This window comes from Micromonospora peucetia, assembly GCF_900091625.1.
Lineage (GTDB): Bacteria > Actinomycetota > Actinomycetes > Mycobacteriales > Micromonosporaceae > Micromonospora > Micromonospora peucetia.
The window spans coordinates 3,040,402-3,054,841 of the sequence record NZ_FMIC01000002.1 but is presented as its reverse complement, the minus strand read 5'-3'; the positions used below and the strand labels follow the sequence as shown (position 1 = coordinate 3,054,841).

General features: G+C 74.5%; 13 protein-coding genes. 3 read left to right on the top strand and 10 right to left on the bottom strand.

The window, feature by feature from the left end:
* The first annotated feature begins 61 nt into the window (after positions 1-61).
* Positions 62-2,692 carry a hypothetical protein gene (locus GA0070608_RS14400; protein ID WP_091628127.1) on the top strand — a complete coding sequence of 877 codons (2,631 nt, stop codon included), beginning with the start codon at positions 62-64 and terminating at the stop codon, positions 2,690-2,692.
* 22 nt (positions 2,693-2,714) lie between these two features.
* Here the strand turns inward: GA0070608_RS14400 and GA0070608_RS14395 are convergent, their stop codons facing one another.
* The 7 genes from GA0070608_RS14395 to fdxA all read right to left on the bottom strand — a co-directional run bounded on the left by GA0070608_RS14395 (position 2,715) and on the right by fdxA (position 8,392).
* Positions 2,715-3,362 carry a nucleoside/nucleotide kinase family protein gene (locus tag GA0070608_RS14395; RefSeq protein ID WP_091628125.1) on the bottom strand — a complete coding sequence of 216 codons (648 nt, stop codon included), beginning with the start codon at positions 3,360-3,362 and terminating at the stop codon, positions 2,715-2,717.
* Positions 3,362-4,009, bottom strand: coding sequence for an SIMPL domain-containing protein (locus GA0070608_RS14390; protein ID WP_091628123.1), 648 nt, complete (start codon positions 4,007-4,009; stop codon positions 3,362-3,364). The genes GA0070608_RS14395 and GA0070608_RS14390 overlap by 1 nt, the downstream gene beginning before the upstream one ends.
* Before the next feature lie 118 nt (positions 4,010-4,127).
* Positions 4,128-5,150: a prephenate dehydrogenase gene (locus GA0070608_RS14385; RefSeq protein WP_411970704.1), complete on the bottom strand. Its 1,023-nt coding sequence runs from the start codon at positions 5,148-5,150 to the stop codon at positions 4,128-4,130.
* Positions 5,151-5,152: 2 nt separating this feature from the next.
* Positions 5,153-5,764, bottom strand: a complete 612-nt coding sequence (locus GA0070608_RS14380; protein ID WP_091628119.1) for a hypothetical protein — start codon at positions 5,762-5,764, stop codon at positions 5,153-5,155.
* Position 5,765: 1 nt separating this feature from the next.
* A complete protein-coding gene (locus tag GA0070608_RS14375) occupies positions 5,766-6,803 on the bottom strand; it encodes a prephenate dehydratase (RefSeq protein WP_141719468.1) in 1,038 nt (345 codons plus the stop codon).
* A gap of 159 nt (positions 6,804-6,962) precedes the next feature.
* Complete coding sequence (gene dapC, locus GA0070608_RS14370) at positions 6,963-8,069, bottom strand: succinyldiaminopimelate transaminase (RefSeq protein WP_281186180.1); 1,107 nt, start codon at positions 8,067-8,069, stop codon at positions 6,963-6,965.
* On the bottom strand, positions 8,066-8,392 hold the full coding sequence (gene fdxA, locus GA0070608_RS14365; RefSeq protein ID WP_091422126.1) for a ferredoxin: 327 nt from the start codon (positions 8,390-8,392) through the stop codon (positions 8,066-8,068). Before fdxA ends, dapC begins: the two co-directional genes overlap by 4 nt.
* Before the next feature lie 79 nt (positions 8,393-8,471).
* Between fdxA and GA0070608_RS14360 the strand changes: the two genes are divergently transcribed.
* Complete coding sequence (locus GA0070608_RS14360; RefSeq protein ID WP_091628112.1) at positions 8,472-9,524, top strand: GNAT family N-acetyltransferase; 1,053 nt, start codon at positions 8,472-8,474, stop codon at positions 9,522-9,524.
* A gap of 517 nt (positions 9,525-10,041) precedes the next feature.
* Here the strand turns inward: GA0070608_RS14360 and GA0070608_RS14355 are convergent.
* The 3 genes from GA0070608_RS14355 to mshB form a co-directional block, all read right to left on the bottom strand.
* A complete protein-coding gene (locus GA0070608_RS14355; protein WP_091628109.1) occupies positions 10,042-10,509 on the bottom strand; it encodes a hypothetical protein in 468 nt (155 codons plus the stop codon).
* A gap of 78 nt (positions 10,510-10,587) precedes the next feature.
* Positions 10,588-11,028 (bottom strand): hypothetical protein, encoded by a 441-nt coding sequence (locus tag GA0070608_RS14350; RefSeq protein ID WP_425413230.1) that lies wholly within the window; start codon positions 11,026-11,028, stop codon positions 10,588-10,590.
* Between the two features lie 17 nt (positions 11,029-11,045).
* Positions 11,046-11,972, bottom strand: a complete 927-nt coding sequence (gene mshB, locus GA0070608_RS14345; RefSeq protein ID WP_091628107.1) for an N-acetyl-1-D-myo-inositol-2-amino-2-deoxy-alpha-D-glucopyranoside deacetylase — start codon at positions 11,970-11,972, stop codon at positions 11,046-11,048.
* 87 nt (positions 11,973-12,059) lie between these two features.
* On the opposite strand from mshB, the gene GA0070608_RS14340 reads away from it, so the two are divergent.
* Complete coding sequence (locus tag GA0070608_RS14340; RefSeq protein WP_091628105.1) at positions 12,060-14,201, top strand: S9 family peptidase; 2,142 nt, start codon at positions 12,060-12,062, stop codon at positions 14,199-14,201.
* Positions 14,202-14,440 lie beyond the last annotated feature (239 nt).

Here is a 14,440-nt window from a genome sequence, read left to right as displayed (position 1 = left end):
CTGGCGTGACGACCCCGACCCGCGGCACTGTGGGTGGTGACGTCGTCACCTGGAGGCGGGGATGGTCGATCGGGTGCTCGAACTGCGCGTGCACGGGGTCTCCAACACGCCCCCCGGGCAGATCCTCGGCCTGCGCCCGGCACCGGGGGCCGACGCGCCACCCCCGCCATGGCTCGTCGCGGGCGGGCCGGTCACCGGCTTCTACCGCTCCCCCACCGTCGAGCCGGGCGACCCGGTCGTCGTCGAGGCGTACAGCTGGGGGCAACTCACCTCCGGCGCGCGGACCGCGCGGGACGTGGAGCGCGCACTGTGGACGCTGCTGCTGCCGTTCACGCTGGCCAACGTCGCACTGCACGCCCGCCCGTCCATTCCGGCCGACCCCGATGCCGAACGCTGGAACAGCACCTCGGGAATCACGGCCTGGTTGATCCGGCTGTTCTGCCTGAGCCTCACCGGCACCCTCACCCTCACCCTCACCGGCGTCGGGGTAGACCTCGTGGGCTGGCAGTGCGTCGCCGACGACTGCCTACGCCAGATCCCCGGCCCCTGGGAGTTCCTGGGGCGGGGCTGGTGGAGCGAGGGCGCGAGGGCGCTCGCCGTCGGGCTGCTCGTGCCGCTCGGCGCGCTGGCCCTGCTCGGGCTGGTGACCTGGCGGACCTACCAGTACGAGGCGCAGATGCCCGCCGACCCCGTCGCGCCACCGACCTCCCGGCGGCCGACCGGGGCGCCGGCCGACGGGCCGGGACAGCCCGAGGCGGGCCCACCGGTGCCCGAACCGCCCCCCGACCCGCCCGGCAACCCGTTGCAGGACCGCACCTTCTGGATGGGCGAGGGCCAGTTGCGCAGGGGCGCCGTGCTGCACCTCTGCACCGGCGTGGTCGTCGCCGCCGCCGTACCGCTGGGCGCGGTCCTCGCGATGGACCCGCCCCGGGGTGGCCGGGCCGCCGTCGCCTGGCCCACCGTGGCGGCGCTCGCCGCCGTCGTGCTGATCGCGGTCGTGGCGCTCGCGCGGCCCGGGCTGACCCGACGCGCGGGTGCCACGCCGCTCGGCGGCCGGAGCATCGCGGTCGTCGTGCTCACCGGTGCCGGACTGGTCGGGACGGTGCTGATCCTGCTGTTGCCCGACGGGCCCGCGGGCACACCCCTGGCCGCCCTGCGCCCGACACCCGGCTGCGCCTGGCACGCCGCCACGCCGAACTGTCCGGCCGACCGGTCGCTGCCCGGCCTCGACTGGATCGTCGCCTGGCTCGGCACCGGGCAACTGCTGCTGCTGATCGCGATCGGATCGGTGGCCCGGTCCGGACGGCGGGCGCTGGCCGCGCCGGCCACCGCCGCCCTGCTGCTCGCCCTCGGGTTCGCCTGGTCCACCGGCTGGCTGCCCGGGCTGCCAGCCGCGCCAGCAGCGCTGGACTTCTGGACGCTCGTCGTCCCGGTCGCCGCGCTGGCCGCCACCGGCCTGCTGCTGCCACGCGTCCCGTCGCCGGCCGAACAGCGGCCACTGGCACCCCACACCGGCCTGGCCTGGGGCGGACGGGCTCCGGCGGTCATCGCCGGCTTCGGCTGGCTGCTCTGCGTCTCCAACAGCGCTGGGCTGCTCTACTGGATCACCGACCGGCTCAACGGTGGCGCCGCCCCGCACGGACCTTCCCCCGTCGCGCCCCCGGTTCCGGTGATGTGGGCCGGGCTTGCCTTCGCCGTCGCGCTGCTCGCGCTCGCCGCCACGGCCGGCTGGGCCGGCCTGATCTTCCTCCGCCTCCGCCGGCACGAGTACGCCCAGCTCGCGCCGCCCGGCCATTCGCTCTCGGCGCACGACCTGCGACGGTGCCGGGACGTCAGCACGTGGCGGGCGCTGCACCGGCTGATCGGCGAGCACGCCGTACGGCTGGTCGGCTGGTACGCCGCCGGGTCGGCCGTACTGGTCACCCTCGGCTGCGCCGCCCTGCTCTCCCGGAGCCGTCCACACCCGACGGTGGCGACCGGCGGGGCGGCGGTCGTCGAGTGGATCTCCGCAGTGGGAGACCGGTTGCTCGGCTGGCTGCCGGTGCTGATCGCCGCGGTGGGCCTGCTGGTCTACCGCAACGACCTCGTCCGCCGCTCGGTCGGCGTGATCTGGGACGTGGGCACGTTCTGGCCCCGTACCGCGCACCCGCTGGCCCCGCCCAGCTATGCCGAACGGGCCGTGCCCGAGTTGCAGACCCGCACCGCCGGGCTGCTGGCGCTCGCCGAGAACGACCCCCGGGGCGTGGACGGGATCATCCTCTCCGGGCACAGCCAGGGCACGGTGATCTGCGCGGCGGTGATCCTCCAACTGCCCGCCCGCGTACGCCGACGGATCTGGTTCTTCTCGTACGGCTGCCAGCTGACCCGGCTCTACGGACGGGTCTTTCCCGGATACTTCGGCCCGGACCGGCTGCCGGTGCTGGCCGAGGCGCTCACCCCGCCCGACGGCCCGACCCGCTGGACCAACTTCTGGCGGAACACCGACCCGCTCGGCTGGCCGGTCACCGCAGCGGAACGGGAGCTGGCCGTACGTGACCCGGAGGCGCTGCACCCCAGCGACGGGGAGGTGGCCGACCCCCCGATCCGCAACCACAGCGGCTATCCGGAGGCGCCCGAGTTCCACCGGGAACGCTCGCGGGTGGCGTGGCTGCTGCGGCGGGGCGTCCCGGCACCCCGGCGCGGGTCCGGCTGAGCCGTCAGGGCAACCTGCCCTGTCAGGACGGCGGCGGCTCGGCGAGCCGGACGACCAGGTCGGCGCGGTCCACGGTGTCGGCCACCAGGGTGGCGTTGGTCTCGTCGCTACCGGTCGCCCACGCCCGGGCCTGCTCCGGTGACCGCCCGTACGCCTCGTGCCGGGCGGTCAGCCGGCGCAGCCGCAGCTCGGCGTCCAGGTCGAGGAACCACGCCTCGTGCAGCAACTGCCGCACCTCGTCCCAGGGTGTCCCGGTCACCAGCAGGTAGTTGCCCTCGGTGACCACCAGCCGCACCGAGGGCGGCACCTCGATCGAGCCGGCCACCGGTTCCTCCAGGTCCCGGCGGAACGCCGGCGCGTAGACCGCCGTCGGCTCCAGCCGACGCAGGCGACGCAGCAGCGAGACGTAGCCGTTGGCGTCGAAGGTGTCCAGGGCGCCCTTGCGTTCCGCCCGGCCCAGCCGGCGCAGCTCGGCCCCGGCCAGGTGGAAACCGTCCATCGGCACCAGCCGGGCGGTCGGACCGACCGCCTCGACGATCTGCTCCGCCAGCGTGGACTTACCCGCACCGGGCGGCCCGACGATGCCGAGCAACTGCCGCGGGCCGGCCTCGGCGAGGGCCCGCGCCCGTGCCACCAGCTCGTCGATCTCGACGACCCGGACGGTCACCATCAGCCGAGGACCGGCTCACTGATGGCGAACCGCGCCTGCACCGCGGCGTGCACGGTCTGCGGCTGCGGATCGAGTTCCAGCTCCGGCGTGCCACCCTCGGCGGCACCGTCGAAGGCGTACGCCATCCGGCTCATCATCGGCTGCTCCGCCGCGCCAGCGTCGGCCAGCTCGATCAGGGCCGTCACCCGGGCGCCGAGTGCCTCCGCGTACTCCCGGGCGCGCAGCAGGGCGTCGGCGAGCGCGGCGTGCCTGGCCTCCCGGTGGGCCGGGCTGTCCGGGCGCAGCGACCACCACGGCCCGGCCACCTCGACCTGGTCCTGGTCGGCCAGGCGCAACATCAGCTCGCCGAGCGCGGTGAAGTCGCTGACCGTCACGGTGGTGGTCACGCTGCCGCTGTACGCCACCACCCGCTCGCCGGAGCGCCGGGTCTCGGGCCTGACCCGTAGTTCGCCGGTCTCCCGCCGGTCGATGGCAGGGCCCTCGCCGTCGAGCAGCACCCGGACGGCGGCGGCCCGCTCGGCCAGCCGGGTCAGGGTGGCCTCCCGGTCCCGGTCGCGGGCCGTGACGGTCACCGCGAACCGGGCGATCTCCGGAGCGACCTCCCGGTACGCCTCGCCGCGTACCGCCACCACCGGCCCGTCCACCATGCCCTCACCCTAGTGGCCCACCCGGCCGCCCGCCGCAGGTGCGGGTCGACCGGTGCGGCCGGCGGGCCGCCCCCAGGTGCCGCCCAGCGCCGCCCCCAGGTGCCGCCCACCCTCGGGCTCAGGTCGCGTCGACCGGCTCCGGCAGGTGGCCCGTGTAACCCACCAGGTCGCCGTCGACCCGGCACCCGGTGAGGTAGCCGCCGTCGGCCCCCAACTGCATCAGGTATGCCACCTCGGCACGGTGGTCGCCACCGGCGGGGAACTCCCGCCGGTGGGCGACCAGGTCCCGGTCGAGAAGTGCGGTACGCAGGTCCCGCGCCCGCTGGAAGAGGGCGACCAGGGCGTCGATGTCCTGGCTGTGCAACGCGGACGCCAGCCCGTCGAGGAACGCGCTGACCTGGCCGAGCTGCCGCAGCACCTGCTCGCGGTTGTCGAACAGCATGTCGGCCGTACGCCTGGCCGGGGTGCCGGCGACCCGGGTGCCGTCCCGGAAGCTGCCCGCGGCGAGGCCCAGCACGGCGTCCCGGACGTCCGCCCCCGCCACCGCGCCGGCGAGGCTGCCGGCAAGCAGGTGGGGAACGTGGGATGAGAGCGCCACCACCGAGTCGTGCACCGCCGGCGACATCGGCACCACCCGGGCGGCGAAGGCGTCGACGATGAGCCCTGACAGCATCCGGAACGGCCCGATGCCCTCGACCGCCGGGCAGAGCACCCACGCGGCCCCCTCGAAGAGCGCCGGCACGGCGGCGGTGAGCCCCGACCGCTCGGTGCCTGCCATCGGATGGCCCGGGACGAACCGGTCGGTCAGCCCGTGGGCGACGGCGAAGGCGGCCACCGCGCCCTTCGTGCTGCCCACATCGGTGAGGACGCAGCCGTCACCGGCGTGCTTCGCGACGGTGAGCAGGGTCTCCGGCAGGCTCGGCAGCGGGCCGCAGAGGAACACGACGTCGCGGTCACGGACCGCCTCGCCCAGGTCGTCGGGGAACGGCACGCCGCGTTCGCGCCCGTCCGCCCGGGTGGCCCGGTCCGGGTCCCAGCCGACGACGTCCAGCCCCGCCTCGTGCAGCCGGAGCAGGATCGACCCGCCGATCAGGCCGGTGCCCACCACGGCGACCCGGGGCTGCCCACGGGGACTGTCCACCATCACGCACCTCGGCGGTTCGGTCGGTACATGTCGAGGACGCCCCGACTCGATTCGGCGCCGAGGATATCGCTTTTCCAGTACCCCTTCATCGCGCCCGCGCGAAGCGGCCGGAGCGTCAGCATGCCGCTGCGGGTGGCGTAGTCCTCGTGCGCGTCGCTGATCTTGTAGATCAACTCGACCTGGCCCTTCTCGTACGTCACCCCGACCGAGGAGACCGTGGCGAAGCAGCGGGTCACGAAGCCCGGCTCGCCCCGGACCGCCGCCTGGGCGTCCTGCTCGGTCCGGTAGAGCTGCACCGAATAGGACAACTCGCCACCGCGCAGGTCGATGCGGGCCAGGCCCCAGTTGCCCGAGGACGACCTGTAGATCCACTCGCCGAGCACCGGCTGCGCCCAGATCATCAGGAACAGCCTCTGCACGAGGCCCGCGAGGACGGCGAGGCTGAGCGCCGAGAGCAGCACGGTGGCCGCCTTGGTCTGCACGTCCCGCAGGTCGGCGTTCTGTAGGACGATCACATTGAGCACGCCGAAGATCACGGCGGCCGTGGCCAGCGACGCCTGCCGTACCCCGTCGATGTTGCGGTCCCGCAGCAGGGGGTGGAGATAGCGCATGTCAGACCGCCCGCAGGCTGCCCGGGAAAACCTGCGTGATCTCGTCGAGATGAGCCAGCCCGAGGCTGCCGGGCGGCGGCACCAGCGCTCGACGGGCATCCACGCCGGCGGTGGTGTGGTCCGAGAGGTAGCTGCCCAGGTGCTTCACCCGGATGCCCTGGTGCATCAGGCTCCGGATCGCCCGGGCGAGGTTGGCCGAGCGGCGGTCGTGGTCGACCGTGACGACGAAGACGTACCTCCCGGCGAAGCCGGGCAACGGACGGGAGGCCAGCGAGACGATGTCGATTCCCCGGTCGGCGAACTGCGTGCAGAGTTCGGCGAGCGCTCCCGGACGGGACCAGCCCGGCGTCAGCGCGACGCTCGTCTTCCAGGTCAACCCGTCGGCGTCCACGGCCAGCGGCTCCGACCCGCCGGCCAGGCCGAGGCAGACGAACCGGGTGTACGCGCCGGGATGGTCCTCGACCGCACGGCCGTGGACCCGCACGGGGTACGCCTCGTCGAGGCCGGGGGCGCCGATGGCGATCAGCCCCGGTCGCTCCGCGGCGGCCCGGACCGCGGCGGCGGTGCTCGGGAAGTGCTCCACCGGCAGGCCGGTGCGACTGACGTACCGCGTGCACTGGGCGAGCCCGTGCGGGTGGCTGCCGACCGCCGTGGGCGGGGTGTCGGCCGCCACCGACACGTACGCGTCGAAAGTGATCCGGACGGAGGCCTCCCGCATGATCAGCACCGGGTCGGCACGGAAGACGATCCCGTCCAGGCTCGCCGTCACGATGCCCTCGACCGTGTTCTCGATCGGGACGACGCCGAAGTCGTAGCGGCCCTCGGCGACCCCGGCGATCACGGCCGGGATGCTCCCGTCGGCCCGCAGGTCGGCGGCTGTCCCGTGCAGGAGTCGCGCCCCCTGATGGGTGAAGGTGCCCTCGGGCCCGAGGAACCCGATCACCGGCCGCCCGCCACGGATCCTCTCGCCGCCACCGTCCAACGCCGCACTCCCCATGCCCTCGGCCGGCCGGCCGCACACCGCGTCGGCCCTACGCACGCCGGTGCACACTATCGCCCGAGGACCGGATCGCCAGCCCCCGACCCATCGAAGCAAGTCGGTTGGATGGATCGGGTCGGCCTCGGACGGGTGCGGCCCACCGGCCCCCGGCGACACCCGCCCGCCGGTCGCTCCGGCGCGCAGCCGGCCGGCGGGTGCTCAGGCGCGCAGCCGGCCGGCGACCGCCGCCACCTGCTCGTCGGACTCGGTCAGCGCCACCCGGACGTGCTGCCGGCCACCCGGCCCGTAGAGGGTGCCCGCAGCGGCCAGGATGCCCCGCCGGGCCAGCCAGTCGACCGTCTCCCAGCAGTCCTCACCCCGGGTCAGCCAGAGGTAGAGCCCGGCCTCGGAGTGCTCGACGGAGAAGCCCGCGCCGGTGAACGCGGCATGCAGGGCGTCCCGCCTGGCCCGGTAGCGCTCCCGCTGCTCGTCGGCGTGCCGCTCGTCGCGCAACGCGGCCACCATCGCCGCCTGCACCGGCGCCGGCACGATCATCCCGGCGTGCTTGCGGACCTTGAGCAGCTCCGCCACCAGCGCCGGATCACCCGCCACGAAGCCCGCCCGGTAGCCGGCCAGGTTGGACCGCTTGGAGAGCGAGTGCACGGCCAGCACACCGTCGTACGATCCGCCGCAGACCTCGGGCGAGAGCACCGACACGGGCTCGGCGGACCAGCCCAGCGGCAGGTAGCACTCGTCGCTGGCGACCACCGCGCCGCGCTCCCGGGCCCAGTCGACCACCTTGCGCAGGTGGGCCGCCGGCAGCACCCGGCCCGTCGGGTTGCCCGGGGAGTTGACCCAGACCAGGCGCACCCGGGGGGTGGGGCCGACGGCGGTCAGCGAGTCGGCGCGGACGACGGTGGCACCGGCGAGCCGGGCCCCGTCCTCATAGGTCGGGTAGGCGACCGACGGCACCACGACGACGTCCCCGGGGCCGATCCCGAGCAGGGTCGGCAGCCAGGCGACCAGTTCCTTGGAGCCGATCGTCGGCAGCACGCCGAGGCCGTCGACGCCGGCACCGCAGGCCCGCGCGACCCACGCCGCGATCGTCTCCCGCAGCACCGGGGCGCCGGCGGTCAGCGGGTAGCCCGGAGCGTCGGACGCGTCGGCCAGCGCCCGCCGGATCACCTCGGGCACCGGGTCGACCGGCGTACCCATGGAGAGGTTGATCAGCCCCTCAGGATGCGCCGCGGCCAGTGCGGCCGCGGCCTCCAGAGCGTCCCAGGTGAACTCGGGCAGCCGTGACGAGACCGGCGCGGGCCGGTTCAGTGGCCCTCGCCGCGCGGCGGCTGCGCGGCGACGAAGGTCGCGTCCTTCTCCACCTTGCCGATCTTCGAGGCACCGCCGGGCGAGCCCAACTCCTCGAAGAACTCGTAGTTGGCGCCGGTGTAGTCCTTCCACTGCTCGGGGACGTCGTCCTCGTAGAAGATCGCCTCGACCGGGCAGACCGGCTCACAGGCACCGCAGTCGACACACTCGTCGGGGTGGATGTAGAGCATCCGGTTGCCCTCGTAAATGCAGTCAACCGGGCATTCCTCGATGCAAGCCTTGTCGAGCACATCCACGCACGGTTCGGCGATGATGTAGGTCACCGGTCTTCTCCTCCGCAAGACACGCCGCGATCACCCGCGACGGTTAGAGCCTAGTATCTCGCCGGGGAGGGGGTCGATCGTGCTCCGACAGCAGGATGTGGGACATCGGATAGTGGTGCGCCGAATCGTGGGGATTCGCGAAGGTCGGCCGCTCTTCTCGGACGCCCTCGGCGAGCTGGTGGAGCTGAGCGAAACCCATCTCACCGTCGCCACCGCGCAGGGCCGGCTCCGGGTCCCGGTGGCCGAGGTGCACCGGGCCAAGCGGGTGCCGCCGACCCGCCGGCCCACCGCCGCGGCGGTGGTCGAGCTGGAACTGGCCGCCGACGAGGCCTGGCCCGCCGCCGTCCGGGACCGGCTCGGCGGCTGGCTGCTGCGCGCCGCCGACGGTTGGACCGGCCGGGCCAACTCGGCGCTGCCCGTGGGCGACCCGGACCGCCCCCTGCCCGCCGCACTCGACGCGGTGGAGCGCTGGTACGCCGACCTCGGCCAACCGCCGATGGTCAACACCCCGTTGCCCCTCGCCAACCCGGTCGGCGCGGAACTGGACGCCCGCGGCTGGGACAGCGGGCCGCCCGTACTGGTGCAGACCGTGCCGCTGGCCGCGCTCGTACAGACCGCACCGCCGGCCGTGCCAGCGCAGACCGCATCGCCGGCCACGCTTACGCAGACCGCACCGCCGGCCGTGCTTACGCAGACCGCACCGCCGGCCGTGCCGGAACGCGACGGCCCAACGCCGGTCGAGCTGACCGCCGCGCCGTCGGACGACTGGCTCACCGTCGCCGCCGGCCGCAAGGGCGGCCTGCCGGACGCCGCCCGGCACGTGCTCACCGCCGTGGACCAGGTCTGTTTCGCCCACGTGTACGCCGACGGCACGCTGCTCGCCATCGGCCGGGGCACGGTCACCGGGCAGGGACGCTGGCTCGGGCTCAGCCTGATCGAGGTGCTGCCCGAGGCGAGACGGCAGGGCCTGGCCGGACGGATCATCCGCGCGCTCGCCGACTGGGGCGTCGCGGCCGGCGCCTCGCACGCCTTCCTCCAGGTCGAGCAGCGCAACACTCCGGCCGTAGCTCTCTACCGCGCCCTCGGCTTCACCACCCACCACACCTACCTCACCCGCATCGCCCCGCACTGACCGCCGTCCAGCCCGCCACACCCGCCACCCGGCCACCCCGCCCACCGCACGCCCCGCCCGCTGCGCGCCCGCCCCCGCCGCGCCCGCACCGGCCCGCGCCCGGCCCCGCCCCCGCCGCGCCCGCACCTGGCCGCGCCCGGCCCCACCCCCGCTTCCGCCCGCCCGCTCGGGGTCCGCTCCGCGCGCCGCCCCGGTGATCAGGACGGCATGGACGTTATCCGGCCGTTTTAGGGTCCATGGCGTCCTGATCACCGCTGGTTGGGCTGTCACTGACGCGCCGGCCCCGCTCCCGCCCGCACCCCGCCCGCTCGGCTCGTCTCGGCGCTCGGCCCGGCGCTCCGCTCGGCGCTCGGCCCGGCGCTCCGCTCGGCGCTCGGCCTCGGCGATCTTGCACTTTGTGCCCCGACAAAGCCGACATTCGCCGCAATGCCTGGGCACAAAGTGCAAGATCGCGGGCGCAGGGGCGGGGAGGGCGGGAGGGATGGGGGGGGTGGGGGTGGGGTGGGGGTGGGGGTGGTTAGCGGCGGACTATGCGGCGGGGCTTGGTGGCCCTGAGTTCGGCGTACCGCTTGAGGGACTGCGAGCGGTGATCCAGGCCGAGCGCCGTGAGGAGCAGGAAGCCGAGCAGCACGCCGACGCCGGCCGCCGCGAGGTAGAGCCAGATCTGGGCGAAGAAGGTGCCCGCGCCCCCGCCGAACGGGTTGTCGCCGACCAGCAGCGGCCCGACCAGCACCGTGAACAGCAGCGCGATCCCGACCGCGGCGGCCAGGTCCGCTCCCCAGGCGGCGACCGGCCGGCGCTTCCCCCAGATGAAAGCGACCGCGGCCAGGGCCAGCCCGACCACCACGAACATCCCCAGCGACACCCGGTCGGCGGCGGCCGTGTCGTCGCCGTCGAAGCCGAACCGGGTGATCAGCCGGGCAACCACGTTGACCGAGAACAACGCGACCGCGAGGACCCCGATCGCGCGCCACCGCTCACTCATCGCACGCCTCCCGCCGTACCGCCCGCCGGGCTGGCGGGCTTCCTGGCTGGAATGTCTACCACCGGAACCTGTGCGTCGTCAGTCCCCCGACCGGACGGGTGGCGGTGCCAGGACCTGCCGGAAGCCCATCACCGCGAAGGTCATCGCGCCGGCCACGATCATCGCCAGGCCGACCCAGTTGTCGCCGGAGACCAGCAGGTCCCCCTCGGCGGTACGGACCGCCGCGACCGCCATCAGTACGAACCAGGGCGTCGCTGGCAGCGCCACCGCCCAGCGGCGGCCGACCGTCGCGTGCGCGAACCAGCTCAGCGCGATGTTCGCGCCGATGGCGATGAGCACCGAGACGCCGATCAGCTGCCCGCCGACCCGGAGCGTGGCCAGCAGCAGCTCCAGCACCGCGGTGAGCGTCCCCGCGAGGACGGCGACCAGCCCACCGGCCACCCGCAGGGCGAGGTCGAGCAGCCGCCGGGACTGTCCGGACGGCGGCGGCGGGACGGTCTCCTCCGGGACGGCCGACATCGACGCGACCGGCAGTGTCACCGGTGACCGGCCGCCGCGACCGGGGACCGGTCCGGGCCGTCGGCGACGTCGAGCCCGGCGAAGAGGTCGTTCTCCCAGCCGTACGGGCCGACGCCCGGCCCCTTCTCCCCCACCGCGAGGGTGTAGTACTCCACGCCCATGAACTCGCTGCCGAAGCTGCCGGCGATCGAGTAGAGCCAGGAGGCGTCGGGGATCTGGGTGGCGTGCGCGCGCATCGCCGTCTCCTTGGCGGCGTGCTGCTCGGTGGCGTCGATCCGGGCGGCAATCTGCGGGTCCGGGGTGCCGAAGGGCAGCTCCGAGATTTCCTGGATGCCGGCGAAGGGATTGTCCGACGACTCGGCGAAGTGGGTCAGGCCGGCCTCCAGCACGCTGAGCGGCATCGCGGTCCAATAGATCTTCGCCGGGGCGAAGCCCTCCGCGCGGGCCAGCTCGTACGCGCGCATCGCCACCCGGTGCGCCTGGATGTGGTCCGGGTGCCCGTAGAAGCCGTTGTCGTCGTACGTGACCATGACCTGCGGGCGTACCTCCCGCATGATCTCCACCAGGTGCCCGGCGGCCTCGTCGAGGTCGGCCTGCCAGAAGGCCCGGGGGTGCTCGTTGGTGGCGAGGCCCATCATGCCGGAGTCGCGGTAGCGGCCGGCGCCGCCGAGGAAGCGGTGGTCGGTGACGCCGAGCGCGGCGCAGGCGGCACTCAGCTCGGCGATCCGCCAGCCGCCGAGCTGGTCGGCCTCGGCCGCGGCGAGCTGGGCCAGCGCCGGCACGTGGATCTCGCCCTCCTCGCCGAGGGTGCAGGTCACCAGAGTGACGTGGGCGCCGGCGGCGGCATAGTGCGCCATCGTCGAACCGGTGCCGATGGACTCGTCGTCGGGGTGCGCGTGGACCAGCAGGAGGCGGCGGTCAGGCAGCGTCGTCACGCTGGTCACTCTAACCGGCGGTTCTCCTCCGCCGGCCCTGACGCGTCCGCGCAGGTCGGCCACATCACCCCCGGCCGCCGCTCTACGATCTGGGCTGTGGACTTTCCGGAGCTGGCCGCCCGCACCCGCCGGTTCAGCCGCGGAGCGCCGCGGGCCGTCACCGTGGCCGACGACGGCTCCCGGGTGGTCTTCCTGCGCTCGGCCGGCCCGGAGGACCCGGCCGAAGCGCTCTGGCTGCTCGACGTGGCGACCGGCGAGGAGCGGCTGGTCGCCGACCCGGCGGCGCTGCTCGGGGCCGACGCCGACGCCGGTGCGCTGAGCCCGGGCGAGCGCGCGCTGCGCGAACGGTTGCGGCTGAGCGCCTCCGGCATCGGCTCGTACGCGCTGGACGGCACCGGCCGGGTGGCGGTGTTCGCGCTGGCCGGGCGGCTGTTCCGGGCCGACCTGGTGCACGGCGACGTGGTCGAGGTGGCCACCGTCGGCCCGGTGCTCGACCCTCGGCCCGATCCCACCGGACAGCGTCTGGCGTACGTCACCGACGCCGCCGAGGGGGTCCACCGGGGGCAGCTGCGGGTGGTCGAGGACGACGGCACGGACACCCTGCTGGCCGGCGAGGACTCCGGGGTGGCCTGGGGGCTGGCCGAGCACATCGCGGCCGAGGAGTTCCACCGGTTCCGCGGCTACTGGTGGGCGCCGGACGGTCGTTCGGTGCTGGCCGCCCGGGTGGACGAGTCCCGGGTGGAACGCTGGCACCTGCACGACCCCGCCGACCCGGCGAGCCCGCCGACCACGATCGCGTACCCCCGGGCAGGCAGCACGAACGCCGAGGTGAGCCTGCACCTGCTGGACCTCGACGACGGCTGGGTCGACGTGCACTGGGACCGGGAGACCTACCCGTACCTGGCCAGCGTCCACTGGGCCGAGGGCGGCCCGCTGATCACCGTGCTGCGCCGTTCCCAGCAGCACGGCCTGGTGCTCGCCGTCGACCCGCGCACCGGCGAGACCCAGGTGCACGCCGAGTTGGCCGACCCGCGCTGGGTGGAGCCGATCCCCGGCACCCCGGCACATCTGCCCGACGGCCGGGTGCTGGTCGGCGGCGAACTCGCCCACGACGGGTACGACGCCCGCTGCCTCTTCGCCGACGGGACCCTGCTCACCCCGCCGTCGCTCTACGTACGGCGGGTGGTGGGGCGGCTGGCCGGCGGCGACGGCCCGGCCGACCTGCTGGTGGAGGCGAGCGACGGGGAGCCGAGCGAGCGGCACCTGTTCCGGGTGCGTACCACCATCGGTGGCGGCGTGGACGCCCGCCGGATCACCACCGACCCGGGCTGGCACACCGCCGCCGTGGGCGGGGACGTGCTGGTGGTGGGGAGCGCCTCGCTCGACCATCCGGGCACCCGGTGGACGGTGTGGCAGGGGGAACGCGAGGTGGCCGTGCTGCGTTCGCTGGCCGCCACCCCGCCGTATTCACCGCTGCCGCTGCTGGAGCGGGTCACCGACCGGCGGCTGCCGACGGCCGTGCTCTATCCGGACAACTACGTCACCGGCCGGCGGCTGCCGGTGCTGCTGGACGTCTACGGCGGGCCTGGGCACCAGGAGGTGCTGGCGGCCCGCGCGGCGTGGCTGGAGCGGCAGTGGTGGGCCGACGCCGGCTTCGCGGTGGTCACCATCGACAACCGTGGTACGCCGGGCGTGGCCCCCTCCTTCGAGAAGGCGATCCACCGGCGGGTGGGCGACGTCGTCATGCAGGACCAGTTGGACGCGCTTACCGCGCTGGCCGGTAAGCACCCCGACCTGGACCTGGGCCGGGTGGCGGTGCGCGGTTGGTCGTTCGGCGGCTGGCTGGCCGGGCTGGCGGTGCTGCGGCACCCGGAGCTGTTCCGGTGCGGCATCGTCGGGGCACCGGTCACCGACTGGGCGCTGTACGACACCGCCTACACGGAGCGCTACCTGGGCCTGCCGGACGACGGAACGGACATCTACGCGCACCACTCACTGGTGGAGCTGGCCGGCGAGCAGGTGCCGGGTCCGGAGGCGGCCCGGCCGCTGCTGCTGGTGCACGGGCTGGTCGACGACAACGTGGTGGCCGCGCACACGCTGCGGCTGTCCGCGGCGCTGCTCGCGACCGGCCGGCCGCACTCGGTGCTCCCGATCACCGGGGCCACCCACATGGCCGCCGGCGGTACGGCGGAACACCTGCTCAGGCTCGAACTGGACTTCGTCCGCCGCCACCTCTGACCCCACCCCCGCCACCCCCGCCACGCCGCCCCCACGCGCCCCACCCCGCCACGCCGGCGCCCCCGCCACGGCGATCTTGTACTTACTGCCCCAGCTAAAGGGATATCTGGCACAGATCAAGGGCACAAAGTGCAAGATCGCGGGGCGGGGCTACAAGAATCGCGGGGGCAGGGGCAGAACGGGGGCGAGACGAGGGCGGAGCGGGGGCAGGGGAAGGGCGGGGCCCGTCTACACGGCGA

Bases quoted from the DNA above. Each gene is read 5' to 3' on its own strand.
- GA0070608_RS14400 (WP_091628127.1), top strand. From the start codon at position 62: ATGGTCGATCGGGTGCTCGAACTGCGCGTGCACGGGGTCTCCAACACG.
- GA0070608_RS14395 (WP_091628125.1), bottom strand. From the start codon at position 3,362: ATGGTGACCGTCCGGGTCGTCGAGATCGACGAGCTGGTGGCACGGGCG.
- GA0070608_RS14390 (WP_091628123.1), bottom strand. From the start codon at position 4,009: ATGGTGGACGGGCCGGTGGTGGCGGTACGCGGCGAGGCGTACCGGGAG.
- GA0070608_RS14380 (WP_091628119.1), bottom strand. From the start codon at position 5,764: ATGCGCTATCTCCACCCCCTGCTGCGGGACCGCAACATCGACGGGGTA.
- GA0070608_RS14355 (WP_091628109.1), bottom strand. From the start codon at position 10,509: ATGAGTGAGCGGTGGCGCGCGATCGGGGTCCTCGCGGTCGCGTTGTTC.
- GA0070608_RS14350 (WP_425413230.1), bottom strand. From the start codon at position 11,028: ATGTCGGCCGTCCCGGAGGAGACCGTCCCGCCGCCGCCGTCCGGACAG.